This window comes from Candidatus Leptofilum sp. (assembly GCF_965223285.1).
GTDB lineage: Bacteria > Chloroflexota > Anaerolineae > Promineifilales > Promineifilaceae > Leptofilum.
On sequence record NZ_OZ244997.1, the window covers coordinates 4,298,393 to 4,322,140 of the forward strand.

General features: G+C 52.0%; 26 protein-coding genes. 9 read left to right on the top strand and 17 right to left on the bottom strand.

Annotated elements, in window-relative coordinates; genetic code table 11:
• Positions 1–76 precede the first annotated feature (76 nt).
• The 3 genes from ACOQPU_RS19315 to cofD all read left to right on the top strand — a co-directional run bounded on the left by ACOQPU_RS19315 (position 77) and on the right by cofD (position 3,327).
• Entirely contained in the window at positions 77–589 is a 513-nt protein-coding gene (locus ACOQPU_RS19315; protein WP_420641471.1) for a YcxB family protein, read from the top strand.
• 477 nt (positions 590–1,066) lie between these two features.
• On the top strand, positions 1,067–2,257 hold the full coding sequence (locus tag ACOQPU_RS19320; protein ID WP_420641472.1) for a M20 metallopeptidase family protein: 1,191 nt from the start codon (positions 1,067–1,069) through the stop codon (positions 2,255–2,257).
• Between the two features lie 146 nt (positions 2,258–2,403).
• The gene (gene cofD / locus ACOQPU_RS19325) at positions 2,404–3,327 is read left to right on the top strand and encodes a 2-phospho-L-lactate transferase (protein ID WP_420641473.1); all 924 of its coding nucleotides are present in this window, start codon (positions 2,404–2,406) and stop codon (positions 3,325–3,327) included.
• Between the two features lie 68 nt (positions 3,328–3,395).
• Here the strand turns inward: cofD and ACOQPU_RS19330 are convergent, their stop codons facing one another.
• A complete protein-coding gene (locus ACOQPU_RS19330) occupies positions 3,396–3,584 on the bottom strand; it encodes a hypothetical protein (protein ID WP_420641474.1) in 189 nt (62 codons plus the stop codon).
• A gap of 140 nt (positions 3,585–3,724) precedes the next feature.
• Here ACOQPU_RS19330 and asnS point away from each other — a divergent pair, with 140 nt between their 5' ends.
• From asnS to ACOQPU_RS19345, 3 genes are all read left to right on the top strand, one after another.
• Positions 3,725–5,062: an asparagine--tRNA ligase gene (gene asnS / locus ACOQPU_RS19335; RefSeq protein ID WP_420641475.1), complete on the top strand. Its 1,338-nt coding sequence runs from the start codon at positions 3,725–3,727 to the stop codon at positions 5,060–5,062.
• 49 nt (positions 5,063–5,111) lie between these two features.
• Positions 5,112–5,774 (top strand): class I SAM-dependent DNA methyltransferase, encoded by a 663-nt coding sequence (locus ACOQPU_RS19340; RefSeq protein ID WP_420641476.1) that lies wholly within the window; start codon positions 5,112–5,114, stop codon positions 5,772–5,774.
• A 92-nt stretch (positions 5,775–5,866) separates the two neighbouring features.
• Complete coding sequence (locus ACOQPU_RS19345) at positions 5,867–6,859, top strand: lysylphosphatidylglycerol synthase transmembrane domain-containing protein (RefSeq protein WP_420641477.1); 993 nt, start codon at positions 5,867–5,869, stop codon at positions 6,857–6,859.
• Here ACOQPU_RS19345 and ACOQPU_RS19350 read toward each other — a convergent pair.
• The 8 genes from ACOQPU_RS19350 to ACOQPU_RS19385 all read right to left on the bottom strand — a co-directional run bounded on the left by ACOQPU_RS19350 (position 6,843) and on the right by ACOQPU_RS19385 (position 13,808).
• Positions 6,843–7,514 (bottom strand): NUDIX hydrolase, encoded by a 672-nt coding sequence (locus tag ACOQPU_RS19350; protein ID WP_420641478.1) that lies wholly within the window; start codon positions 7,512–7,514, stop codon positions 6,843–6,845. The genes ACOQPU_RS19345 and ACOQPU_RS19350 overlap by 17 nt on opposite strands.
• Before the next feature lie 278 nt (positions 7,515–7,792).
• Entirely contained in the window at positions 7,793–8,629 is an 837-nt protein-coding gene (locus ACOQPU_RS19355) for an ABC transporter permease (protein WP_420641479.1), read from the bottom strand.
• 64 nt (positions 8,630–8,693) lie between these two features.
• The gene (locus tag ACOQPU_RS19360) at positions 8,694–9,614 is read right to left on the bottom strand and encodes an ABC transporter ATP-binding protein (RefSeq protein WP_420641480.1); all 921 of its coding nucleotides are present in this window, start codon (positions 9,612–9,614) and stop codon (positions 8,694–8,696) included.
• Positions 9,611–10,615 carry a hypothetical protein gene (locus ACOQPU_RS19365; protein ID WP_420641481.1) on the bottom strand — a complete coding sequence of 335 codons (1,005 nt, stop codon included), beginning with the start codon at positions 10,613–10,615 and terminating at the stop codon, positions 9,611–9,613. The genes ACOQPU_RS19360 and ACOQPU_RS19365 overlap by 4 nt, the downstream gene beginning before the upstream one ends.
• A 69-nt stretch (positions 10,616–10,684) precedes the next feature.
• The gene (locus tag ACOQPU_RS19370) at positions 10,685–11,266 is read right to left on the bottom strand and encodes an RNA polymerase sigma factor (protein WP_420641482.1); all 582 of its coding nucleotides are present in this window, start codon (positions 11,264–11,266) and stop codon (positions 10,685–10,687) included.
• 100 nt (positions 11,267–11,366) lie between these two features.
• Entirely contained in the window at positions 11,367–12,059 is a 693-nt protein-coding gene (locus ACOQPU_RS19375; protein ID WP_420641483.1) for a class I SAM-dependent methyltransferase, read from the bottom strand.
• Between the two features lie 5 nt (positions 12,060–12,064).
• Positions 12,065–13,069 carry an NAD-dependent epimerase/dehydratase family protein gene (locus tag ACOQPU_RS19380; RefSeq protein ID WP_420641484.1) on the bottom strand — a complete coding sequence of 335 codons (1,005 nt, stop codon included), beginning with the start codon at positions 13,067–13,069 and terminating at the stop codon, positions 12,065–12,067.
• Positions 13,070–13,100: 31 nt separating this feature from the next.
• A complete protein-coding gene (locus ACOQPU_RS19385) occupies positions 13,101–13,808 on the bottom strand; it encodes an ion channel (RefSeq protein WP_420641485.1) in 708 nt (235 codons plus the stop codon).
• Positions 13,809–14,105: 297 nt separating this feature from the next.
• Between ACOQPU_RS19385 and ACOQPU_RS19390 the strand changes: the two genes are divergently transcribed.
• A complete protein-coding gene (locus tag ACOQPU_RS19390) occupies positions 14,106–15,635 on the top strand; it encodes a YifB family Mg chelatase-like AAA ATPase (protein WP_420641486.1) in 1,530 nt (509 codons plus the stop codon).
• A 168-nt stretch (positions 15,636–15,803) separates the two neighbouring features.
• Here the strand turns inward: ACOQPU_RS19390 and ACOQPU_RS19395 are convergent, their stop codons facing one another.
• Entirely contained in the window at positions 15,804–16,037 is a 234-nt protein-coding gene (locus tag ACOQPU_RS19395) for a YozE family protein (RefSeq protein WP_420641487.1), read from the bottom strand.
• A gap of 414 nt (positions 16,038–16,451) precedes the next feature.
• On the opposite strand from ACOQPU_RS19395, the gene ACOQPU_RS19400 reads away from it, so the two are divergent.
• Both ACOQPU_RS19400 and ACOQPU_RS19405 read left to right on the top strand, forming a co-directional pair.
• A complete protein-coding gene (locus ACOQPU_RS19400; protein WP_420641488.1) occupies positions 16,452–17,561 on the top strand; it encodes a tetratricopeptide repeat protein in 1,110 nt (369 codons plus the stop codon).
• A gap of 47 nt (positions 17,562–17,608) precedes the next feature.
• On the top strand, positions 17,609–17,911 hold the full coding sequence (locus ACOQPU_RS19405) for a DUF3253 domain-containing protein (RefSeq protein ID WP_420641489.1): 303 nt from the start codon (positions 17,609–17,611) through the stop codon (positions 17,909–17,911).
• Here the strand turns inward: ACOQPU_RS19405 and ACOQPU_RS19410 are convergent.
• The 7 genes from ACOQPU_RS19410 to ACOQPU_RS19440 all read right to left on the bottom strand — a co-directional run bounded on the left by ACOQPU_RS19410 (position 17,908) and on the right by ACOQPU_RS19440 (position 23,729).
• A complete protein-coding gene (locus tag ACOQPU_RS19410) occupies positions 17,908–19,107 on the bottom strand; it encodes a damage-control phosphatase ARMT1 family protein (RefSeq protein WP_420641490.1) in 1,200 nt (399 codons plus the stop codon). The genes ACOQPU_RS19405 and ACOQPU_RS19410 overlap by 4 nt on opposite strands.
• A 15-nt stretch (positions 19,108–19,122) precedes the next feature.
• Complete coding sequence (locus ACOQPU_RS19415; RefSeq protein WP_420641491.1) at positions 19,123–19,494, bottom strand: VOC family protein; 372 nt, start codon at positions 19,492–19,494, stop codon at positions 19,123–19,125.
• A 36-nt stretch (positions 19,495–19,530) separates the two neighbouring features.
• Positions 19,531–20,253: a response regulator transcription factor gene (locus ACOQPU_RS19420; protein ID WP_420641492.1), complete on the bottom strand. Its 723-nt coding sequence runs from the start codon at positions 20,251–20,253 to the stop codon at positions 19,531–19,533.
• An 83-nt stretch (positions 20,254–20,336) separates the two neighbouring features.
• Positions 20,337–21,119 (bottom strand): Rcas_1661 family thioredoxin-like (seleno)lipoprotein, encoded by a 783-nt coding sequence (locus tag ACOQPU_RS19425; protein WP_420641493.1) that lies wholly within the window; start codon positions 21,117–21,119, stop codon positions 20,337–20,339.
• 156 nt (positions 21,120–21,275) lie between these two features.
• Positions 21,276–22,022, bottom strand: a complete 747-nt coding sequence (locus tag ACOQPU_RS19430; protein ID WP_420641494.1) for an MBL fold metallo-hydrolase — start codon at positions 22,020–22,022, stop codon at positions 21,276–21,278.
• Between the two features lie 85 nt (positions 22,023–22,107).
• Positions 22,108–22,827: a ubiquinone/menaquinone biosynthesis methyltransferase gene (locus ACOQPU_RS19435; protein ID WP_420641495.1), complete on the bottom strand. Its 720-nt coding sequence runs from the start codon at positions 22,825–22,827 to the stop codon at positions 22,108–22,110.
• A gap of 89 nt (positions 22,828–22,916) precedes the next feature.
• Positions 22,917–23,729 carry an aldo/keto reductase gene (locus ACOQPU_RS19440; RefSeq protein ID WP_420641496.1) on the bottom strand — a complete coding sequence of 271 codons (813 nt, stop codon included), beginning with the start codon at positions 23,727–23,729 and terminating at the stop codon, positions 22,917–22,919.
• Between the last annotated feature and the right edge of the window lie 19 nt (positions 23,730–23,748).

The window sequence follows — 23,748 nt, forward strand, 5'->3', positions numbered from 1 at the left end:
TCGTGCTTGATTCCGCATTTTCATTCGATTAAAATGACAGAAATTCCAGTCAATCCAGTCATCAAGGGGGCTTATCTTGGAAATTACAACAAATCACTCGCGCCTCGACCATTTTTTAATCCAACTACACTTAATTCCTCGTTCAAAAGCTGTCTGGCTGTCTGGATTATTCCTTTGGGCATTTATGTTTTTTTTGACTCTTTCAGCCCGGGAACTTTCTGGTGACAATGTTTGTGTATTTTGCACTGTTTTGTCCGTAGGGATTGTATCTCTAATTCCCACAACTATAATAATGCTCGTTCTTATTTCACTTGGACTTATTATCCCAGTTTTATCAATTGGTCTGATTCCTGGCATACTAGGAGAACACGAATTTATTTTAAAAGACGATGGTTTATTTGAGAGAACAGCCGTCAACGAAACTTTGACAAAATGGAAAGGGATCATGTATGCAAAGAGGTATAAAAAATTTCTACTTATACGTGTAGGTTCAAGTTTTTACTACCTCCCACGGAGATGTTTTGAAAGTCAAGAACAATATGAAGAATTTTGGGAGCAACTTTACGATAATTGGCAAGAAAAAAAATAAAAGTTGCATGTTTTGGTACTAAAAAGGTTGCCTGCAACGGCCGTTCACAATTTCCGTATAGTGTAGCGATATTGGTGATTGGTAAAGGATAAACGCATGTTGCACAATTTTAGAAGTTTAAGCCCTGCTGGACGTGCTGTTGTGGCTGTTTTCATGGCCCAACTGCTGATTGCAGGATTATTGGCATTTGCTTTGCTTTAATTAGAAACATTTCAGACAACAGTTACACCCCTTGCACCTGAAACTGGTGGAGGGGCTTTTTGTTTTATAGGGCATTCCTGTAATGGATCACGTAAGCGTAAGGTACGAATATAGTGAAAACGGCCGTTGCTATGTAAACAGAGTGTGAAACCATTGTGAACAGCCCGTAAAGAGCAAAAGAAAGCCACCCAAATGGTCAGATTTTGTCGCTATAATGCTTCGTAACTGGCATCCAAAAAGAAGTAGTAGTAAACGCATGAACGCACCAGTAAACGCATGAACGCACCAAATTTCAAACAAGAAGCAGAACACATTTTTGACGACCTTGTTGCCACACGTCGTGATTTTCACCAGCATCCTGAACTCGGTTTTGAAGAAACCCGCACCGCAGGCATCGTTGCCGAGCGGCTAAATGAATACGGGTTCGAGGTACAGGCAGGCGTCGGGCAAACTGGTGTCGTCGGGCTTTTGGAAGGTTCCAAAGCCGGCCCCACCGTCTTGCTGCGGTTTGATATGGATGGCTTGCCGATTCAGGAAGAAACCGGACTCCCCTTTGCCTCGCAAAATCAAGGTGTCATGCACGCCTGCGGGCATGACGGCCACACAGCGATGGGTCTCGGTTTGGCCAAAATTATGTCTCGCTATCAAGAAAAGATAGCCGGAACACTAAAATTTGTTTTCCAACCTGGCGAAGAGGGGTTAGGTGGAGCAATTGCCATGATTGCCGATGGCGTACTAGATACTCCCAGGCCAGATGTGGCCTTGGCAATGCACCTGTGGACGCCGGAACCCTACGGCAAGGTACGCGTCATCAATGGGCCGTGCATGTCTTCCTCCAGCGTGTTTACCATTACGGTGCAGGGCAAGGGGGGGCATGGGGCAGCACCGCATCTAGCCATTGACCCCGTTTTGGCGGCAGCGCACATTGTAGCTGCCCTGCAAAGCATCGTCAGCCGCAATGTCAACCCGCAAGACAGCGTTGTTGTCTCCATTGGGCAGCTTTCTGCAGGCACAACCTTCAATGTCATCCCAGATAAAGCGATCATGAAGGGAACGGTACGCAGCTATAACAACGATCTGCACCGCATGATTTACCGCCGCATTTTAGAAATGGCTACGAGCATGGCCGAAGCCCTGAACTGCACGGCCACCATGGAAACTATTGCTATTGTGCAGGCGGTGGTGAATGCGCCGGAGCCAACGGCCGTTGTACACAAAGCTGCTGCCAAGATAATGGGGGCCGAAAACATTGTTGCCAAACGCACCATGGCCTCTGAAGATATGGGCTTTTTCCTCGATGAAGTGCCAGGTTGCTACTTCTTCATTGGGGCCAGCAACGAAGAAGCCGGGATTAACTACCCACATCACCACCCCCGCTTTAACTTCGACGAGCGCGCCATGATCGATGGTGTAGCCATCATGGGTGAAGCCGCTGCCAGCTATGTGATGCCCAACGGCCACATCTAAAAAGCCACAAAGCATAAGAGAAAATAAAGCTCCTTAGCCAGGGCTGCACGGTACCCATGTGATACAATGCAGCCCTTGTTTTGTTGAATCCAGTGAAAGAATCTGTGTTAATCTGCGAAATCTGCGGATAAATTTAAGGAACAGAGATGAAAGTTGTGGTTTTGGCAGGCGGCGTTGGCGGGGCCAAGTTGGCCGACGGCGTTGCCCGCATTTTGCCTCCAGAAGATGTGACCATCATCGTCAATACCGGAGACGATTTTGAGCATTTGGGGCTGACTATCTGCCCCGATTTGGATACGGTGATGTATCGGCTGGCGGGTGTAGCGAATGATGAAACGGGCTGGGGCCGTGCAGGCGAAACGTGGCGCACCATTGGTGAGGTAGGCATACTAGGCGGGCCAGATTGGTTCAAACTAGGCGATCTTGATTTGGCAATGCACCTGACCCGAACGCATTTATTGAGAACTGGGGAATCTTTAACGGCCGTTACCCAACACCTTTGCCAAAAACTGGGCATCCAGGTCAGCGTACTGCCCATGAGCAACCAGCCTGCCCCCACCCAAATTCAAAGTGGCGATATTATTTATCCCTTCCAAACCTGGTTTGTGCAGGAAAAATGGCAGCCGCCCGTTACCAAGGTGCTGTTGCCAGAAGATGTACGTGCTACCCGCTCGGTCATTCGCGCTTTTGAAACGGCCGATCTCATCCTCATTGCTCCGTCCAATCCATTTGTGAGCATTGACCCTATTCTCGACGTCTATCCCATCACCGCCTTGATGGAGGATTTACCAAAAGCGGTCATTGCGGTTAGCCCCATTGTGGGCGGAGAGGCGGTCAAGGGGCCTGCCGCCAAGATGATGCAAGAGTTGGGCTTGCAACCCACCAGCCGCGCCGTTGCGGAGTATTATGATGAGCGGATTGATGGCTTTGTTTATGATGTGCAGGATGCAGGGAGCTGTGACGATTTAGAGATGGAGACGCACTGCCTGGACACGATGATGTTCACAGAAGAAGATCGCATTCAGCTAGCGCAGGGAATTGTGCAGTTTGCTGAAGAATTGATGCAGTAGAATTTTCCCAGAAACTGTGTGAACGCGAATGTACTACAGAGCAGTTTCCGGGAAAATGTGAAGGATGTCTAGGTCTCAGGTTGTGAGGTAAAGGCCAACCCAAGGGCGGCTCCGATGGCAACGCCTGCACCAATGCCAACAGCAAAATTCCCCAAGGCAACACCAAGGCCAGACCCTAGAGCGATGCCTAACAGAACGCCAATAGCAATGCCTACGGCCGTTTTATCTTCTTTCGGTTTTTTTGAATCTGGTTTCATTCGCTCTGCCCTCCAAAGTTTACCAACGCTTGGACATGTTACTGTTTACGTGGGAACGGCCGTATCCGTTGCACAAATCACCCATCTCAAATGCCAACTGTGGTACAATCCGCGCTGCTAAAAATTAACTGGAGAAAAACATGGCACCACACATTTCCATTGAAAATATAGCTGATTACGTTGACCAAAAAGTGACAATTAAGGGATGGCTGTACAACAGCACCCGCAAAGGTAAGCTCATGTTTCTGCGCCTGCGTGACGGTAGTGGCATGACCCAGGGCGTCGCTTTTCGTCCCGAAGTTGGCGATGAGCTGTTTGAAGAACTTAAACGATTGGGACAGGAATCTTCCGTCATGATCACGGGAACTGTGCGCGAAAATAACCGTGCACCGGGATTGCCACGTGGGTACGAAATTGGCGTGGAGCAACTGGAAGTTGTGCAAAACGTTGCCGATTATCCTATCACCCCCAAAGATCACGGTGTGGAGTTTCTGATGGACAATCGCCACCTCTGGCTGCGCTCTAGCCAGCAGTGGGCCATTATGCGCATCCGCACCACTATCAAGCGGGCCATCATCGACTTTTTAGACAACGAAGGCTTCCTCAACATTGATACCCCCATCATCACGCCAGCGGCAGCGGAAGGCACCAGCACCCTGTTTGAACTTGGTTACTTCGATGAAAAAGCGTACCTGGCTCAGACCGGCCAGCTGTACAACGAGGCCAACATCATGGCTTTTGGCAAAGTATACTGCTTTGGTCCCACCTTCCGTGCCGAAAAGTCCAAAACGCGCCGCCATTTAACCGAATTTTGGATGGTAGAGCCAGAGATGGCCTTCTTCGACCTCGATGACCTGATGGATTTTGAGGAGCGATTTGTGGAATACATTGTGCAAACCACGCTGAGCCAACGGCGGCCAGAGCTGGAACTGTTGGAGCGTGATTTGACTACGCTAGAAAATATGACCGCACCGTTCCCGCGCATTAGCTACGATGAGGCGATTGAGCGCATTAACGCCATCCGTGAAGCGACTGATGATCCGGAGCTGCAAGAGCTGCTGGCCATCGAATGGGGGGATGATTTTGGCTCGCCACATGAGACGGAGCTGACCAAACAGTTTGATAAGCCAGTTTTTGTGTATGGCTATCCCACGCAAGTAAAGGCATTTTACATGGAGCCATGGCCCGGTCGGCCAGAGGTGTGCAAAAGTGTAGACTTGCTGGCCCCGGAAGGGTACGGCGAAATCATCGGCGGCAGCGAGCGGATGAGCGATCCGGACTTGCTGATTGCCGCTATTGAAAAACATGAACTGCCGCTGGAACATTACCAATGGTATGTGGATTTGCGTAACTTTGGCAGCGTGCCACATAGTGGCTTTGGCCTGGGTTTGGAGCGCACGGTGGCCTGGATTTGCGGCATCGACCATATTCGCCAAACCAGCCCGTTCCCTCGCACACTCAACCGTATGAATCCATAGTAATTTCTCCTCGCGCAATTTTGGATTTCATTGAGTAACGTGATTTGGTATGAGCAATAAAGATGAGATGGTACGGGCTTTGTATGATGGTGTTGCCGAGACTTATTTGGATTCGGTAGAACGCACTAACTACATCGGCCCCCAGTGGCTGCTAGAGAATTTACAGGCAGACTTTCAAACTAGCGGGTTGAGGATATTGGATTTGGGTTGTGCAAATGGGATTAACATTGCAAATTTGAACAAAATCAATCCTTCAATTGTTGCAACAGGTGTCGATATTTCTGAAAAGATGATTGCTGAAGCTCAAAAGGCGAATCTTTATGAGTACCTTCATCACCAAAGCCTTGACGCAGCCCTAACATTTAGTGAGCCAAATAGCTACGGAATGGCAATTGCCCTTGGGTGCCTCGAGTTTGTAAATGATGTTGATTTCTGTCTAAGAGAGGCCGCAAGGGTTTGTACGGAAAACAGTCACCTTTATGCTAGTTTTCAACGTTTTGAGCTAGATAATCCTGCTGCCCCTAGACGGATGAAGAGTGGCGCAGTTACGCATTTTGCATACTCAACGAGTGAGATATTGGCGAAATTGGGGCAAGCAGGCTTCCAAATAGTCTCTACTGAGGAGCTAATTGGATACACAGGTGGCGTACCGTGCCCTTACACGTTTGTTGTCGCGCAAAAGAAATCAGTAACTGATGGAATTGCCGCCTAGTGCTTACAGCCAACGCGAGGTGAGGTTGACGCAGGCAATACTCCGCTGCTTGCGGCAGAGTAGTTCATTAATCTAAAATCGAAAATTAATAAATGGATCGGAAGCAAATTTGGCAAATTGTGGGGCTGTTGGTGGTCATTGGTGCCATCGTGGCCCTGTTTGTCTGGTTTGTAGATTTGCAGGCGGTAGGGGAGGTTTTACGAACGGCCGTTCCCACACATCTCCTCCTCGCTTCGATACTCCTAATTTTGGGTTTACTCTTTTACGCCATGCGCTGGCGATTGCTGCTTGGCAATAAACCCACCCTGTTGCAAACCTTTCATGCCAGCAACATTGGCCATGCGGGGAACATCATCGTGCCTGCGCGTGCGGGCGAGGCGATGCGCATTGTGGTGCTGGGTCGTAGCGAGGCCGTTTCTTACACGGAGGCTACTTCCAGTTTTGTGGTGGAGCGGCTGTTTGAGCAGCTCATGCGGCTGTTGGCTTTGGTGGCGGCCATTGCCGTAGGTGCAGGCATTGAGCTGTCGCCAAGTTCGATTTTGGGTGGTGTGGCGGTGCTGGTGGGGGCATTTGCAGCTATTCAGTGGTTGGTGCGGCGGCAAGAGCAGGTGTTGGTAAGGTGGCCTGTTCGGCTTGCTAAATTGCCGCGCATTACGGAAGCTGGTGCCCGACGTACGTTGACGGACCTGCTGGATAATTTAACGGCCGTTTCCGACCCCAAACAACTCGCTATTGTGATGGGTAGCTCGCTGCTGGCCTGGGTCTGCTTCTGGGGGTTCTTCTACGTGACGCTGCTGGCATTGGGAGAGGGCTTCCCGCCAGACGAGCGGCTGGCTGTCTCGTTGGGAGCGTTGGCGTTGTCGCCACCCTCGGCTCCGACGCAGCCAGGCATCTTCCATGCGTCGGTGGTGGTGCCGCTTGCGGCGGTGGGTTTTGATGAGATTGCACTTACCGCCTATGCCGTGCTGCTGCACATTCTGGAGATGGTGTGGATGATTGGCTTGGCACTGTGGGGATTGGTGCAATCGGGGTTATCCGTTAGTGCTATGCTACAACGTGAAGATGCTGCTACGGATCAGCAATAAATTTGACCGATTCTTTGGGACGCCACGCCCACCGATGCCGCCGCACAGGGTCCACCGTGCCTTCCGTCTTGTTTTCCCGCCAAAATTCGCCTTCTGGTAGCCCAGAAACGGCCGCTTCCAACAGGTGAAAATTGTACTGTGAGGGCAACCCTGGGTATGAGATTGAGGTTGTGTTGGTTTGATGCTGCCGATGACTGGTTAAATCCAGCCTGATTGCTTCTGGATCTAAACCAAGCTCTTCCTCCAGACAGCGGTGGGCTGCATCCTGAATGGATTCACCCGGCTTCACTTTTTCCGAGGGGGGTTGGTTCCTGAAACGACGCTGGCCATTTACAAACTCTTGCTCTGCTTCGACCAAAATTTGGTTATTGTGCCCGATGATGATTTGCACCACTTCCACTACCCGCAGCGGTGGCGATTCTTTTAGCTGAACCTCGCCAGCTTCTAACTCTTGCCACAGATTCCGCAAACTTTTGTTACTATCTTTACCCCAGGCATCATAGCGAATGCCGTGCTTTTGCAACCATGCTTCTAAGGCATGAATTGACGGGAATTTATTCACAGGTGCCCTTTTTAACTCTTCCAACAAACCATTATTTGCGTGCAAAATGCCCAAACCGTTACTGCTCAAATTGCCCTGACTACTAAAATACATGGCGTCCCTTCCTGGCCAATTTGTAAAAGTGGGGAGGGTTTTTATAATTAGCCAAACCATCTCTCCCGCTTCTACTTGGGCAAACCACAGAGAAGTCACCATTCGTTTTCAATACAGTTTCTATAGTTTGCCTATAATACCGTTGATATAGTTTTTGGTCACATCAGGTCGTCTTTCTATAGAGGCTCCCGCCAAAGAAAGAAGCATAACTCTTGCTGCTTGTTCAACTATATTGTGAAAATCTGTCTGTTGAGGTGACGTTACGCGGGATGGTTTGCCTATAAATCGCGCCGGGTGAAGCTCACCAGGCTTAGCAGCAGCAAGACGGCCGTATACACTCCGGCATACCAAATCATCAAATCAGAGGGCTGGGAGAGCACTACAAATGGCCCGGCGGCAAAGGGGGAACTGGTTACACGGGGTTGCAGCAGGGAGAGTGCCTGCTTCCACAAAATTTCGGTGGGCATGATTAAGCTGGTGAATATGCCGATGTCTACGGCCGTTTCATTCTGTAATAAGCTGCCAATTTGCTCGACCCAGCCGCCAATGAAGGCGATGCCCACTAGCATAAAGGCCAGCACGCCGTTGGCCAGGGTGGAAAGTCGCGTGCCGCCCAGCAGCGTCAGCGATAGCACCAGCAAACCCTGGAGCAGCATCAGGCCCAGTCCAGCGGGGATGTTTGGCACAGCAAACCCGGTGCGCCAACGGTAGATGCTGATGAGTCCGCCAGCCAGCAGCAAAATGTAAACGATGAGGATGGCCGCAAAGCCCAGCCATTTGCCTAGAATAACTTCCCAGCGGCGCACTGGCTTGGTGACGAGGGCTTCAATCGTGTGGGTATCAATTTCGCCAGAAACGGCCGTTACCGAAATCAACACCCCCATCACCACGACCAAAAAGTTGATGACGTACAGACCAGAGGAGAAGAGGACGCCTAACCCAATTTCAATTTCCTCTACAGCCACGCCAATCTGTTCGATTTCACGATAAATGAGGTGTAGTCCCAAGCCAAAAATGGTGAGGAAGCTAATAGCCAGGAGCAGGGCCAACCACAGCACTTTACGCCGCTGGCTCTCTCGGATGGTTAGTTCCGCAAAAATCAGGATTGTACTCATCTTTTTTTGCCACAGAGATCACAGAGGGAAAAGAGGTTTTTTCTCATAATTCTCTGTGGCTATTTCATCCTTCTGATTGGTCGCCGACGATTTGCAGGAAGCGTTCTTCCAGGGTGATGGGTTGGGGCGTGAGCTCGTACAGCGTGTAGCCTTGTTGAACCAGCCAGTTGGCCAGGGCGGGCAGCCTCTCTTCATTGGGGAGGGTGAGGTGGATACGGCCGTCTCCATTCCCCCACCGTGCTTGTTCACCAAACTGAGCCAAATCGACCAGCAGTTGGTTGTTGGGCTGCCCCAGGCGAATAATGACCGGAACGGCTGTTTCCATTTCATGCAGCGACACGGTTTCCAGTACTTTCCCCTGGCGAATAAAGGTGACGCGGTCGCAGGTTTGTTCCACTTCGCTGAGCAGGTGCGAGTTGAGAAAAACGGCCGTACCGCGCTGCCGTAGCTGGTTAATCACATCCCGCACTAGCCGCCGCCCCAACGGGTCTAGCCCAGAGGTCGGCTCATCCAAAAAGATTAGTTCTGGCTCGTTGAGCAACGCCTGCGCCAGCCCAATGCGCTGCAACATCCCTTTGGAGAAGGCTCGCAGCGGCGTCTGGGCGCGGTCGTGCAAACCAACTAGTTTCAGCAGTTCAGGGATGGTTTGTTGGCGGATTTGCTTGGGCATTTGGTGTAAACGGCCGTGCAAATCCAAAAATTCGGCCGCTTTTAGCCATTCATGAAAGCGAAAATGTTCAGGGAGGAAGCCGATTTTGCCGCGCGTCAGCCGGTCGCCCAGCGGCTGGCCCAACAGTGTGGCATTGCCAGCCGTAGGGGCGGTGAGGCCCAGCAGCATCTTGACCGAGGTGGTTTTGCCAGCTCCATTTGGCCCCAGAAAGCCAAAAATTTCCCCACGTTTTACCTGGAGCGTGAGATTGGCGACGGCCGTTTTTTCACCAAACTGTTTGCGCAGGCCGGTGGCGTTAATGGCGAGGTCTGTCATCTGTCTATTGTGTTAGCCAACTCTGCCAGTTCGGCTGTGGTTTGTACCCCGGCTAGCAGGTAGAGACGGCCGTCCGTTTGCCAGACCAGCGCATTTACCTGTCCATCGATGCTATTGAGGCCAATGCCGCTTACCCCGTTGACGTTTACCTCCTGGAAGGTGGCCAGGCTGCTGGGGATGGGCAGCAGTAGCGTACTGGTCCAATCAATTTGCTGGGCCAGGCGGTTGGCCTCTAGTGGATTTAGGCCCAGCAACTGTAGCAATGCTTCGCCTAGAACGGCCGCATCTAGCGACTCTGGGTATTGCACAATGGGGCTATCGGTTTGTAGCAGGGTGGTGCCATTTGCCCAGCGTTGCTCCACGCCGCTAAAAGTGGCGACGGTGATTCGCGCCCCGTCGATGCCAAGCGGCAGTAAATTGGGGTCTAGATTGGCTATTTCCAGCAGTTGGCGGCTGTTGGCTTCATCAATAATAAATTGGCCACTGCCGCCAGAGGAAACAAAAATTTCAGTTGGTTCGCCAAGCGTAGGCAGGGTAGAAACGGCCGTTAATCCCGTCAAACTTGCCGCTTCCGCCACAGAATCGGCAGGGGTGAGCGCGCCCGGTTCCTGATCAATGATCAGCTCGCCGGGCATGATGCCTTGCTCGGCTACTTGCTGCAAAATGGCGAGCTGCTCTGGCGAGACGGAGATGGCGGCAAATTTCTGCACGCGGAACAGGCTGAGTAAATCGCTGGCGGCAGCGCGCACGCTGGGGAAGCTAAAGCTGATGATGAGCAGGGTGATGGCCAGGGAAACGGCCGTTGCCAATCGTCGCTGGGGGCCAAACAGCCATTGCCCCAACTGAGCCAGCCAGCCGGGGCGTTTGGGCGCGGTTTCTGCGTGCAGCCGGGTTTGCAACCGGGCATACGCCAGCCGCGCCGGGCGGGGTGCATCGACTGCCTTTGGTTCTAAAACCGAAAGCTGCTCCATAACCTCTTGTAGTTGTTTGTCTTCGTTCATCTCATCACCTGTTCGGTAATCGGTTATCCGTAATCCGTAATCAGTTTTTTACCGATTACCGTTAACTATTTACGGATTACCGTCTGCTTCTTCATACGCTTTTTTGAAAGCCGCAGCGGCGCGGGCCAGCAGGGTGCCTACTGAACCGGGGGCAACGCCAACGGCTGTGGCACATTCGGCGTAGCTAAAGCCCATCTGCCGCATGAGCAGGAGCTGGGTGTCGCGCTCTGGCAGTTGGGCCAGGGTTTGGCGCACGGCCGTTTCCCGCTCTTTTTGCTCCACTTCTTTGTCTGCACCGGGGCTGCCTTGCGAGTCTGGCACCAGCAGGATGTTGCGCTGCCAGCACCGCTGCCGCCCACGGATGGCGTTGTACCCCATGTTGGTGGCGGTGCGGTACAGCCAGGCCCCGATGTTGTGTTCCCGGTTGCGCTGTAAAAAACGGCCGCTAAAAGCATGGTCGTGCAGCTTGAGGAACAGTTCCTGAGTCACATCTTCCGCTTCATCCCGGTTGCCCAACAGTCGGAACAGCAGCCCGTAGACACGATCGTAATGCTGGTGAAAGATTGTCTCGAATGAAGCCACATCTCCTTGCCCAATTTTTTCGAGCAGCAGATTGTCGGTTAGGGTGGTCACATCTGTTCCTTTTGCCATGTTGGTTTTGTCTTTCTGTGCAGTTAAACACCGGGAAACGGCCGTTTGTGACAGTTTGTCAGTAATCGGTAATCAGTTTACTAATCTACTGAACAGTGACCTACTGATTAGTGAAAACTGGTTTTCGTCCAAAGACCTGGTCGTAATCTACCTGCCAGGGATTGGTATGTACTTCTTCCAGGCCGAGTTGGGTAAGGGCAGTCTCAAACTGTTGGACGTTGCGGTAGCGGCCGAAAAAAAGTTTGGCTTCGCGCCCCTTGCGCCGGGTGACGAGCAGCGTGCCGCCTGGTTTAAGCACGCGGACCATTTCTTGCAAAGCGGCCGTATCCGACGGAAAAAACTCTAATGCCTCCAGGCAGGTCACCAAATCGAACTGGTCATTGGCAAAGGGGAGCTTGTCGGCGACTTGCTGTACTAAAGTGGCGCGCTGGCCGAACGGCCGTAACTTCTCATTTGCCAACGCCAACATTTTTCGCGACGCATCCAGCCCCACGACACGGCCGTTAAACGTGGGCGCCTCTAGCAAAAAGTGAGGCAGCCGCCCGGTGCCGGTGGCTACGTCCAGCACCAGCGGGTTTGGGATGCGGCGCAGGCGAACGAGCAACGGCCGTATCAGGAAAAATTGTTCTGTGTCTGGCTCAAACTCCTTGATGCCATCATATTTGTGGGCGGTGATGTCGTACAGCCACACCACCACCCGCCGCCCCAAATAGACACCCTCTGTGGTGATGAGTAACCAATAGAGGAGGGTGGTGAGAACGGCCGTTGTGAGAATAAGCACAATCCAGAGCATACTGATTACTGCAAATATCCCTCATCCTGTAGCCAATTTTCAGTGATTTTCATGCCTTCCTCAATGGGTATGCGTGAGACGAAACCAAGTTGCTCCTTTGCTTTGGTAGCAGGGAATTCCGCCTTGAGGCCGTACATGCGCAGGCGGGGGCGATTGAGCGGCAGGCCGAGATTGAGCAGTTGGTTAATCACAATCAAAATGTGCGCCGCCCAGAAGGGAATGCGGCGCGGTTTTTTGCTGCACATCTGGCCGTAAAAGCCAAACCATTCGTTAAATGTCACCACCGGATCGCACAGGTTGTATGCTTCACCTGGGGCTTGGGGATGAACGGCCGTTAACAACATCCCATCCACCAAATTATCAATAAACACCGGGTAGGCATGTCCCTTGCCATCACCGAAAATGACCGGCATTCCCTTGCACACCAACTTGAGCATATTGATGGTCCAGCTTTGGGCACGGGGGCCATAAACGAGGCCGGGGCGAACGGCCGTTACCTCAATGCCTAACTCCTTACCTAACTCAAAGGCTCGAATCTCGCCGAGTGCTTTGGTACGGCCGTAAATCACCTCCTGCTCCGTGTCCAATGGCTGGTCTTCATCCACGTCTAGCACCTTGGGCGGATGGCCATAAGCAGCGATGGAGCTGGTTTGCACAAATCGCTTAACACCCGCTTCGGCGGCAAGCTGTACCGCTAAGGCGGTCGCCGCCACGTTGAGCGCGTAGGCGCGCTGCTCGCCGCCGTGCCGCCCCAGCCAGGCGGCTACATGAAACACCACGTCTTGCCTCTGCATCGCGGAACGCATGGCGTCTTCATCTAGTAAATCTGCTTTCATTAGCGTCACGCCCGCCTCGGCCACGTGTGGCGCAGCGTCCAGATTGCGCCCGGTACCGGTGACAATAGCACCTTCTTCCTTGGCCAACCGCTCGGCCAGCCGGCCGCCAATAAAGCCAGTGGCTCCTGTGACCAAAACTTTCTTCCCTTTGAGTGCGTGGTTAATCATAGACATGGGCAAATTGTAGTGGAAAAGGGAACAGCCGTCATGCTGAAACCACCTCTTCCTCCACCTCATGTGCTGCGTACAATCCTACCAGGCGGGCCATGATGATGGTGATGTACAGCACGCCAATGATAGCCTCTACAGATGCCGCTGATCGTGCCCAGAAAGTTGCAGGCAAAATGTCGCCGTAGCCCAGCGTGGTGAGCGTGGCATAGCTATAGTAAACAAAGGTTTGCCAGGGAATTGGCACGCCGTCGTAATTGTTCAAGCCATCTACAAAGGCGTGGGTTGTTTGCTCTGGAAACCAGGTAAACGTCTCGATAAGGCCGTAAATGGGCACGAAAATGGCACCTAGCAACAGGTAAACGGCACAGGCCGCGTACAGCACATCCCGCGAGACACGCCGCGTAGTGAAGATGTAGTGCAGCAACACCCGCACCACCAATCCCTGAAAGATAGCAATCACAATGTAAACGATGATGTTGGCCCATTCTGCCAGCGGATTGAGTGCATAGATCACACCAGCCACTAACCACACCAGCCCGGCGATGATAAGGACCCAAGTGTAAAACGGCCGTTCCCGCACCACCAAAATCCCGGCCACCATCAAACTCATGTACAGTACCTGGTACCCAATGAGTGCTAATAGCGTGTTGCTAATGGAAAGTGGATAGATGGTTTGCACCAGCGTGACCAAAATGAGAACGTAAATGACTTTGCCCTCAACCGGATTCTTTTGCTTGCTCATAAAGCCTCCTTTACTTCGCGGTTGGGTTATTGTGGCGAACGGCCGTCATCCAGACAACCGGGAAAATGGGTAGGTGCAATATGACTTTACAGCACCGGATAATCGCACCCAGAGCCAACAGTTGCTATAATTTGTCTACCAGAAGCCCAAATTTTGCATCATAGGACTTACGCATTCGCCCTAACTAGACTACAAAAGTCTTGGGTCTAATGATGTAAATTTCAGAGAGAACAAGACTTTTGTAGCCTTCATTGCGTAAGTCCTGCATAATTGATCACCCCAAAAGAAGGAAGTGCCATGCTGGCCAAAGTATTTAGCTGTGCCATTGTTGGGTTAGAAGCCGAAATTGTCGAAGTGGAAGTGGATATTATTCGCGGTCAGCCAGCCTTTAACCTGGTGGGATTGCCCGATGCGGCCGTTCGCGAGAGTCGAGATCGCGTACATAGTGCCATCAAAAACAGCGGGTTTACGTTTCCGGCCGGTAAGCGCATTACCGTTAATCTAGCCCCAGCCGATTTGCGCAAAGAAGGCCCCGCTTACGATTTGCCCATCGCCGTGGGCGTATTGGCGGCCTCGCAGCAAATCTGGCCAGAAAAGCTCGCCGGGGCACTCTTCCTGGGTGAGCTGTCGCTGGACGGCACCGCCCGCCATACCAAAGGCATCCTGCCGATGACCGCCCTGGCACGTGAGCAAGGGTTCAGCCGTGTCTTTGTCCCTGCTGATGATGCCGGGGAGGCAGCTCTGTTGCCAGATGTAGAAGTATTTGCCGTTCGCAACCTAAGTGAACTGGTTGCTCACCTGACCGGGTTGAAGCCATTGACGCCCTTCACTGTGGATATAGAGGCTGAATTTCGCCAGGACCCAATCTATGCCGCCGATTTTGCCGATATTATGGGGCAGGAGCATGTCAAACGGGCAATGGAGGTGGCAGCAGCTGGATCGCACAACCTGATCATGTCTGGCCCACCAGGGGCTGGTAAGACCCTGCTTGCCAAGTCGATGCCTAGCATTTTACCGCGCATGTCGGTGGATGAAGCATTGGAAGTGACAAAAATATACAGCGTCGCTGGGTTGTTGCCGCCAGACACACCATTGATGCGAAATCGGCCGTTTCGCGCTCCGCACCACACCATTAGCTATGCCGGATTGGTCGGCGGCGGTGCCTGGCCGCGCCCTGGGGAGATTAGCTTAAGCCATAGAGGCGTTTTATTTCTTGATGAACTTCCCGAGTTCGGCACCAACTTGATTGAAGTGCTGCGCCAGCCACTGGAAGGAATTCCCCGTGAAGTGTCCATCTCTCGCGCTTCTGGCACGGTAACGTATCCAGCTAACTTCATGCTGGTGGCTGCCCAAAATCCCTGCCCCTGCGGCTACTTTGGCGATCCTACCCATGCGTGTTCTTGCTCCAACGCCATGATTACGCGGTACCAAAAGCGGCTCTCTGGCCCCTTGATGGATCGCATTGATTTGCATGTTGAAGTGCCCAGAGTGGAATATGAGAAGCTGACAAGTCAGCAGCGTGGCGAACCTTCTAGCCAAATTCAGGCGAGAGTCGAACACGCCCGTCAAATCCAGGCAAAGCGGTTCAAAGAGCGTTCCCTATATGCCAATGCCGATATGGGGCCAAGCGAAGTGCGCGAACTTTGCCAGCTAGATGAAACTGGCAACCGGCTCATGAAAAGTGCTATGGCTCAAATGAATTTGAGTGCCCGCTCTTTCCATCGTGTGCTCAAAGTGGCACGCACCATTGCTGATTTAGCCACCGAACCAGCTATTCAACCGGCCCATTTGGCAGAAGCATTGCAATATCGTCCAAAACAGCAGTGAGTTTAAAAAGAAAGGAGGGTGGCGTCACTTAAATCGGGTTATTTAAATGACGCCACAGTTTAAGGGGGAAGAAGTAAAATAGGAAGAGTATCTATAAAGTAGTACCGTTATCTTACGGCGTGAATTAAGGTTTTTGTTAATTGTGTTTCTGGAAAAATGAATCCAAATTCAGGATAGCTGACTGAGGGTTTGATATTCGTTCCATGCGGTATTGAAAGCTTCAATAACAGCAGGAGAGGCATTTTTATCTACCAACCAGGTGGCCCAAATCATATGTCCATTTGCTTTCTTACGAGTTGCTTTTGGCTCATCGAATTGACTCATTGTGAAAGCAAAATCGCCGATGACATCTTTGCGCTCAGTCTGTGTTTTTAGCCATTGGTAGAAGGAGAAGGATTCCATAGCAGCGTTAACCTCGCTTGTGTAACATTTGGCATCAACTGGCTTGATGCCTCACCGATACAATTAAAACAATGGCTCCCTGGAGTGACTAAGCATAGTGGTTTAGTGAAATGCAAAAAATTGCTAGATTGCGTTTGCTTTAGTCCCAATGACATAATATCTGTCTACACTTAAGATTGTAATTAAGGCTGGGTGAAATTCGGGCACAATGAAGTGGTACTTTTGGCCTAATTTGCACGTTGATTTACTCACTAGGGCGGATAATTGGAAAAGTAGACATAAAATGCGCCCGATTGCAGTGCAAATTTTAAGATTCTGCTTGCGTATCCAATCACACTGATATACGCTTCAAAGATGCTTGAGTTAATCATTTGTTATTTGTAGGCAGCAAGCAAAGATGTTTATGGCAATTTCATGGCGAAAGATAGAGCAAAATACCAGAAAGCAATAAAAGTTGGGCTGGCTTATAACAAGGCGGAGCGCTGGAAGGATGCATTTACTGCGTTCCGTGTGGCAATTGGTGAGTTTCCTAATGATGCGGCAGCATATGCTGGATTGGGTGAAGCGTGCCTGGGTTTGAAGCAGCTCGATAGAGCTTTAGATTGTTTTAAGCTGGCAGCGCGATATTCACGGGGTGACATTCGCTATTTACGCAGCGTGGCGGATATTCAGGAGCGGCAAGGCCAACTTGCGGAAGCAGCCAGAACCTATTTGGCGATTGGCGAAATTTTGCTTAAGCAACGCCAATTGGAAGAGGCGATTGGCAATTGGGAGCGGTCGATTCGGCTTGATTCCAGCTTGTTGGGGTCTCATAAACGGTTGGCGATGGTTTTCCAGCGGTTGAATCGCAAGCGGGATGCGGTGCGTGAGTATTTGGCCATTGCTCGCATTTTGCAGATGCGTGGGGAAAACAAGAAGGCGTTGCAAATGTGCCAGGCGGCACTTCGGTTGGACCCTGGAAATGAGGATGTGTTAACGGCCGTTGAGCTTATTCGTCACGGTGAGTCGGCATTTGCTGAGCCTGAGGAGCCAGAAGAGCCGGAACCTGAATCAGCCACAGGGCTGTCCGCGGAGGAACAGGCAGAAGCAGATAGCTTAACTGAGACGGTACGCCAGATGGCTGCCATTTTTGAGGCGGAGCGCAATGAGCAGGTTGTAGCAGAGCAAGAACAACTTTCTGATCCCATTGAGAAAGCGCGTCGCCTGGCGCAAGAAGAACTGGCGGCTGAACTGTTTCGGGATGAGGAAGAGGCAGAAGAAGGTGTCAACGGCTTGAGTAAGCTGGAACGAGATGCGCTGCTAGGCCAGGCAATGGATTTTGAAACGCGGGGCCATATTGATGATGCCATTGGCTGTTACCAGCGGGCGATAAAAGGTGGTTTGAGGCTGCCCGCAGCATTCTTTATGCTGGGACTGCTATATGTGGCTAACCGGCAGGAAAATGAGGCCAAGAAAATCTTGGCAATGGCGGCGAAAAATCCGACGTATCTGCAAGCAAGTAAGCTGGTGCTGGCTGGCAATTAACGGCCGTTTTCCCCATTATTCATTCAAGAAAAGATAGAGATTATTACATGCCGAAACCAAGAAAGTTCCGCATTAGTGACGAAGCGGTTTTTGAAACCGTCATTCAACTGTGTGCTGCCGCCTGGCCAGACGAGACGGTGCGCCCAGAAGAGATTGCCATGACGCTGTACGAGCCAGAGTGGCAGGCACTTACCAAACGCATCCGGCTGGCGGTGAAGCAGTTAGCTGAAGCGGGCCACGTGCAAATTTTGCGCAAGGGCAAGCCTGCCCCGCCCGATGATTTTAAGGGCATCTACCGGGTGCAGATATCTGATTCCTTTTGGGATTCTGAGGGAGAGTCTGCCGACTAATTTTGTGCGTGTGCCAGCTGGATAACCCCCCAACGGCCATTTACCAACCAGTCCTCATCCACTTTTGCCATTTCTGTTGCCTGGGCTTCGCTTAACCCTGCCAATACCTCTGATTTACAGGTGCGCAGGAAGAGGGTGGGCGTGGGCAGGTAGCTAACGATGTTTGCAAACGGCGTAGCGTGGGGCCAGTTGGCGTCCCCCAAAGCGCGGCGGTAGTTGGCATCCCCTTTGCTGATGACGAGGCTAGCTTTGGCAAGCTGGTCTTGCAGATTGGCGGGCAGGTGCCACAAGGGGTGGGGTGAGGTCCAGAATGGATCAGTTACCAGATGCAAACGGCCGTCTACCAAATAGGTGATGAGTCTTTGGCCGGTGGCTCGCACAATCGGGTCTTCATGGTGACTGAGGTAAGCGACGGTACTTTCTACGTCAAAGGCTGTGGCGTCAGAAACAAAGGTGGGGAATAGCTTGAGGTGGTAAAAAACGGTGCCAACTTGTTTTGTCGCCAGCAAGTAATCCGTGAGGCATAAATCCCCAATCAGTTCAAAGCCAGCATTGTCAATAATGAAGTCAACCTGATTCACCGGCTTTTGTAGCAATTGCAAAACGGCCGTAGCGTCATTGGTTAACAAATGGGCGGTTTGATCATCGGCTGCGGCGTGGTTGGGCATGGTCTCATCGTCAACAGACCACATGCTCATATCTGCCTGGTTGCCCCAAAGGTCAGCCAACAGCAACTGCCGGAAGTGGTCAGGCTGCCAGCCATTAACGATGTATTGATTTGCCTGGCGGAGCAATGCCTGAATTTGAGCATCGGTGGCAATTAAACCCTGTCGCTTTTGGTAGGCGAAGGGATCGATTCCGCTGCGAAAATGATCAACAGCGGCAACAACCCATCGAAAAAAGTAGGTTTCTACAAAAAGCCAGGGAGCTTCGAGCCACGTTTGCCCTAAGAATGGTTGAATATTCGCTTGCCAAATATCTAGCTCCGGGGCTAAATGCTCTGGCAAATAGCGAATACGGCCGTTGGGGATGCTTTGAAGGAGGGTGGTGAGTTGGGCAACGGCCGTTTTTGGCAACTCATTTTCCGTTAGAGCACGTTGCAAAATTTCGGGTAAGCGGCGGGCAACGGAATCCTTCGTGAACGCTGTGTCTATGCCTCGCATCGGGGTGGGGACGGGTAGCTTGGGTGTTTTCATGACGGTGGCTGCGAACTAGAAAGAGTCTCCTTCTTGCATAAATTCCAGCCGATTGCCAAAGGGATCGTTTACATAAAATCGCCGCACGCGCACGCCAGAAGTATCAGCAACGATGGGGATGCCCGCAGCCTGCAAATGCGCCTGAACTGCCTCAAGATCAGCTACGCGCAAGCCAGGATGGGCTTTGGTGGCCGGTACAAAGTCAGCCTGAACGCCCAAGTGTAGCTCTAGCCCCTCACCAGCAAACCAGCAGCCCCCTTTGGCTTGCAGCGGCTCTGGTTTTTCTAGCTCACGCAGATTGAGGATGCGGCCGTAAAATGCTCTGGCTTGTTCCTCGCCACCGGGCGGCATGGCCAGTTGCACATGGTCTAACCGAGTAATTTTCATCTTTAGCCTTCCGCGGTTGGTTAAAAACGGAGAGATTTATGCTTCTGGCTGAGCCAGGAAGCTGTACCCTGTGCCCCAGTCAGAAACAATGTAATGTGGCTTTTTGGGAGAAACTTCAATTTTGCGGCGCAAACGGTAAATGTGTGTGTGCAGCCGATCTTCAAACGCATCATCCATTGGCCAAACGCGACGCAGTAAGAAACCATTGGTCACGGTGCGCCCTGCATTCCGCATGAGAATGTAGAGCAGTTTGGCTTCTGTAGGGGTCAGCTGCACAGGCCGTTCCCGCACAAACGCTTTGCGGTTAGGAAAATCGACCTGCAAATTGTCATCCACCTTGATGATTGGCTCCAGCGTGTAGGCAAAATCCCCCATGCGGCGTAACACACGGCGCACCCGTGCCACCAGTTCGGCTGCCCGAAACGGCTTGACGATGTAATCTTCTGCATAGCGATCCAGGCCAAAAACGACGGTTTCCTCATCATCAATGGCGGTGAGCATGATGATGGGCAAATCGGAGAATTCGTGGATGGCTTCACATAGCTCAAAACCGTCCATGCCGGGCATGTTCAAATCAATAATAGCTAAATGGGGCAACCCCGCACGGGAAATAACGGAGAGGGCTTCTTCCCCGGAGACGGCCGTATGTACCACATACGCCTCACGCTGCAAAGCAGTTTCCACAGCACGTAATATGGAAATGTTGTCATCAACGACCAGGATTTTGAAAGCGGTTTCTTCTGCGTTCCCTATCAACATAACTAGAATACTAATACACCAAGAGTGAGAAGGCAACAAGTTGGATAATTCGAGGCTGTTTCTGGTCTTTATGCTAGTACCAACTAAGGCATTGCGTCAAATACGGCCGCAAAATTTTCGTAAGGTTGCGCCCCCACAAAAACCTCGCCGTTAATGTCGAAGACGGGCTGACTGAAGATGCTGCGCTGACGGCGAATGTTGTCTAGCTCCAGCACGGTTTCGAGTCCTTTGGGGCCATCGTAGCATGCCTCAAAGGTAGCTTGGTCGGCACCGAGGGCAACGGCCGTATTCACGTAATAATCCCGGTCAGCCCCCCATAGCGCAGATTGGTTTTCAAAAAGGTATTGGTGGGCTACCCAAAACAAATCTGGGTCTTGCTGCCCCATACATTCGGCGGCGAGGGTAGAGTAAACGCTGGGGTCGCCGTGATTCAATACTGGCCAAAATACCAGCTTGACGCGCCCGGTTTCAACATAATTGGCAATGATGTCTGGCTCAGTACCTAGCACGTAGGTACGGCAGCTACCTCAGAGGAAGTCGGAGTAGTCGATGTGGGTGATGGGAGCGTTAGGGTCGCCTAAAAAGAAGGCACCTTCTTCTGTGCGGCCGCTTGCCACACCAGCCTCGGCAACAGGTTCAGCGGTGGGTTCTGGGGCAGAAGTAGCTGTTTCCGTGGGATCAAGTACGGTCGTTGGTGGGTCTGTGCGGGGCGTTTCTACCGTAATGACGGGTGGGGGTGCACTGTTTTCTGGGGATGCGGCCGTTTCTGGTTCGGGTGTGGGGGGAGGCGATTCGGCCGTTTCTGTGGTTGGGGTACAGGCGGCCAGCAAAATTAGAATGGTAACGAGACACAAAAATCGTTTCATGCCACCAGTATACCTTAGCAATTTGTAACAGACCTTACACAAAAATTAAGAACTGATGCCACACACTTCCAGAAAGAGATTTCAAAAGTCTTGCTGATAGCCTGCGACTTGCCCAAGAGATGCGAGATTATTGAAATCTACGCTGCGAAACGCGAGTTAATGGCGAGATTCGTTGAGGCGGGCCAGCAACGCTTGTGAGCGCAAAATGCGGCGCACGTGGCGCGTCTGCATCGGTGCGTTGTGGCCGTCGATGTAATGATCGTATTTTTCGTCCAGCAAGTTAGACAGCATCGCCATGTCCAGCATTTGGTCGGTCGGGTTTTCGTAGCGGGGAGCCGGATAGTAGCAGTCGCCCAGGAACATCACACCATCTTCCACAACTTTGACAACGGTGGAATCGGCCGCATGAACGCCGCCAACGTGCTGTAGTTCTAGGGTCACGTTGTCAAAATGGTACTGTTCTTCGCCCTCATAGGTGATTTCTGGCAACATAATTTCAAATGTCGCCCAATCTGCGGCCGTCCAGTCCAAAATCAATTTGGGATTTCGCTCCACTTTAGTGCGTAGATGAGTTTCGCCCAAATTTTGCTGGCGCATATCGGTTAGAAATTGCAGGCTTAGTTGGTGGGCAATGGCAGGTACGCCATACACACACGCCCCAAAGGTATGGTCCCAATGGTGATGGGTGTAGATAACATGGCTAATCGGGGGCGCATCTATTGCCAAAAGCGCAGCCTGAATTTGCCTCGCTAGCTGCAAGCTGTTACCGGCATCAATCAAGATTGTGTGGTTCTCTGTCAGAACCATACCAATGGTGGCCTGCACGCGGTTTTTATCCGGGTGGCGGGGCAAAATCCAGACGTGGGGGGAAAGCTGGGTGAGCGTGAGAAGTGAGTCAGACATTTTTACAGAGTTTGCAGGTGTGCAGATGTGCAAGTGGCAAATCTTACTTGCTTACCTGCCACTTGCAAACTTTAAACAGTACCGCTTAAGATTTTGCTGTCTTTGGTTTTTGCCCTGTGTGAATGGCGACGGTGCCAAACATGAACAGTTTGTAAGTTACGTTTTGGAAGCCGGTTTGGCGCATGATGTTGGCCAATGTGTCTGGGTCTTTGAACTGCTGGGTGCTGTCTGGCAGGTAGCGGTAAGCGTCTGATTCGCCGGTGATGAGCTTGCCCAAAGTGGGGATGATATGGTTAAGATGGATGCGGATGAACGGCCGTAACAAGTTCTTTTTCGGTGGACTGGATTCCAGCACCACGACATGCCCACCGGGTTTGGTGACGCGCATCTGTTCCCGGAATGCGCCCGGCACGTCTATCACGTTCCGCATGAGGAAGCCGGAGGTGACGGCGTCAAAATAATCATCGGGGAAGGGGAGAGCCAGCGTGTCTGACCCCACCCACTGAATGGGCTGCCGCTCCGGGATTTGCTTGCCTGCCTGCATCATTTCCACCGTGAAATCGCCTCCAACCGCTTGCAGACCAGGTATCTGGTTCAGCCCCTCTATCGCAATGTCCCCAGTACCGGTAGCGATGTCAAGGAGACGGCCGTTCTGCGGCAAATTCGCCTGCTGAATCACATACCGTCGCCATTTAATATCCTGCCCGCCAGTCATTAGCCGATTCATTAAATCGTAGCGACCCGCAATGCGGGCAAACATGCTCTGCACGTACTGTGCGCGTTCTTGTCCTTGTAGGTGTGCCATTGTCAAAACCTTACTGTTGTTTTGACCTTGATCATAGGACGTTTGGCGATTTTGTCCACGCTAGTTTGAGGGGGAAACGGCCGGTCCGACTAACCCAACGCCTCCAACCGAGCCATCTCATTGGGTGTGAGGGCAATGCTGGCGGCATCCCAATTTTGCTGCAAGTGAAGTGGGTTGTGCGACATGGGAATGGTGATGACCCACGGCTGCTGCACCAGCCAGGCCATTGCAATTTGGTAAGGCGTGGCTCCGTGGGCAGAAGCAATGTCGGCTAGTACAGTTTGCACGCCCAGCCGCCCTTCTTCCACGGGGGAATAGGCCGTGACCACGATGTTGTTGGCCTGGCAGTAAGGAATGACGCCATTTTGCACGTAGCGGCGCGTGGTGAGGCTGTACGGTACTTGGTTGGTGACAATGGGCGTCTCGCTGAGTTCCTGCGATTCTTTCATTTCACCCACATCAAAATTACTCACGCCCAGGTAGCGGATTTTACCCGCGCGAACGGCTTCGTTGAGCGCACGAAAGGTTTCGGCCAGCGGCGTGCCATCCCGCCAGTGGATGAGAAACAGATCAATGGTATCTACGCCCAGCCGTTGCAGCGACCCGTCAATAGAGGCCAGCGTACGTTGGTAGCTTAGATTTGGCGGTCTAACTTTGGTGGTGAGGAACAATTTGCTGCGGTCAAAGTGGCGAATGGCTTGGCCGACCAGCTCTTCGGTATGGCCGTTGGCGTACATTTCGGCCGTGTCTATGTGGGTGTAGCCAATTTCTAGGGCGGCTCGGATGGCTTTTAAGGCGCGGGCATCTTGGCTGGGGTCGGGCGTGCTGCGGCCGCCCATCGCCCAGGTGCCTAGGCCCATGACTGGCAATTCTGTGCCATCATAAAGTTGAACTGTGCGCATGTTTTTCTCCTTGCAAAAC

What these genes read in the sequence shown, in the direction of transcription:
- ACOQPU_RS19320 (WP_420641472.1), top strand. Translation starts at nt 1,067, where the DNA reads ATGAACGCACCAAATTTCAAACAAGAAGCAGAACACATTTTTGACGAC.
- cofD (WP_420641473.1), top strand. Translation starts at nt 2,404, where the DNA reads ATGAAAGTTGTGGTTTTGGCAGGCGGCGTTGGCGGGGCCAAGTTGGCC.
- ACOQPU_RS19330 (WP_420641474.1), bottom strand. Translation starts at nt 3,584, where the DNA reads ATGAAACCAGATTCAAAAAAACCGAAAGAAGATAAAACGGCCGTAGGC.
- asnS (WP_420641475.1), top strand. Translation starts at nt 3,725, where the DNA reads ATGGCACCACACATTTCCATTGAAAATATAGCTGATTACGTTGACCAA.
- ACOQPU_RS19340 (WP_420641476.1), top strand. Translation starts at nt 5,112, where the DNA reads ATGAGCAATAAAGATGAGATGGTACGGGCTTTGTATGATGGTGTTGCC.
- ACOQPU_RS19345 (WP_420641477.1), top strand. Translation starts at nt 5,867, where the DNA reads ATGGATCGGAAGCAAATTTGGCAAATTGTGGGGCTGTTGGTGGTCATT.
- ACOQPU_RS19350 (WP_420641478.1), bottom strand. Translation starts at nt 7,514, where the DNA reads ATGTATTTTAGTAGTCAGGGCAATTTGAGCAGTAACGGTTTGGGCATT.
- ACOQPU_RS19355 (WP_420641479.1), bottom strand. Translation starts at nt 8,629, where the DNA reads ATGAGTACAATCCTGATTTTTGCGGAACTAACCATCCGAGAGAGCCAG.
- ACOQPU_RS19360 (WP_420641480.1), bottom strand. Translation starts at nt 9,614, where the DNA reads ATGACAGACCTCGCCATTAACGCCACCGGCCTGCGCAAACAGTTTGGT.
- ACOQPU_RS19365 (WP_420641481.1), bottom strand. Translation starts at nt 10,615, where the DNA reads ATGAACGAAGACAAACAACTACAAGAGGTTATGGAGCAGCTTTCGGTT.
- ACOQPU_RS19370 (WP_420641482.1), bottom strand. Translation starts at nt 11,266, where the DNA reads ATGGCAAAAGGAACAGATGTGACCACCCTAACCGACAATCTGCTGCTC.
- ACOQPU_RS19375 (WP_420641483.1), bottom strand. Translation starts at nt 12,059, where the DNA reads ATGCTCTGGATTGTGCTTATTCTCACAACGGCCGTTCTCACCACCCTC.
- ACOQPU_RS19380 (WP_420641484.1), bottom strand. Translation starts at nt 13,069, where the DNA reads ATGTCTATGATTAACCACGCACTCAAAGGGAAGAAAGTTTTGGTCACA.
- ACOQPU_RS19385 (WP_420641485.1), bottom strand. Translation starts at nt 13,808, where the DNA reads ATGAGCAAGCAAAAGAATCCGGTTGAGGGCAAAGTCATTTACGTTCTC.
- ACOQPU_RS19390 (WP_420641486.1), top strand. Translation starts at nt 14,106, where the DNA reads ATGCTGGCCAAAGTATTTAGCTGTGCCATTGTTGGGTTAGAAGCCGAA.
- ACOQPU_RS19395 (WP_420641487.1), bottom strand. Translation starts at nt 16,037, where the DNA reads ATGGAATCCTTCTCCTTCTACCAATGGCTAAAAACACAGACTGAGCGC.
- ACOQPU_RS19400 (WP_420641488.1), top strand. Translation starts at nt 16,452, where the DNA reads ATGGCGAAAGATAGAGCAAAATACCAGAAAGCAATAAAAGTTGGGCTG.
- ACOQPU_RS19405 (WP_420641489.1), top strand. Translation starts at nt 17,609, where the DNA reads ATGCCGAAACCAAGAAAGTTCCGCATTAGTGACGAAGCGGTTTTTGAA.
- ACOQPU_RS19410 (WP_420641490.1), bottom strand. Translation starts at nt 19,107, where the DNA reads ATGAAAACACCCAAGCTACCCGTCCCCACCCCGATGCGAGGCATAGAC.
- ACOQPU_RS19415 (WP_420641491.1), bottom strand. Translation starts at nt 19,494, where the DNA reads ATGAAAATTACTCGGTTAGACCATGTGCAACTGGCCATGCCGCCCGGT.
- ACOQPU_RS19420 (WP_420641492.1), bottom strand. Translation starts at nt 20,253, where the DNA reads ATGTTGATAGGGAACGCAGAAGAAACCGCTTTCAAAATCCTGGTCGTT.
- ACOQPU_RS19430 (WP_420641494.1), bottom strand. Translation starts at nt 22,022, where the DNA reads ATGTCTGACTCACTTCTCACGCTCACCCAGCTTTCCCCCCACGTCTGG.
- ACOQPU_RS19435 (WP_420641495.1), bottom strand. Translation starts at nt 22,827, where the DNA reads ATGGCACACCTACAAGGACAAGAACGCGCACAGTACGTGCAGAGCATG.
- ACOQPU_RS19440 (WP_420641496.1), bottom strand. Translation starts at nt 23,729, where the DNA reads ATGCGCACAGTTCAACTTTATGATGGCACAGAATTGCCAGTCATGGGC.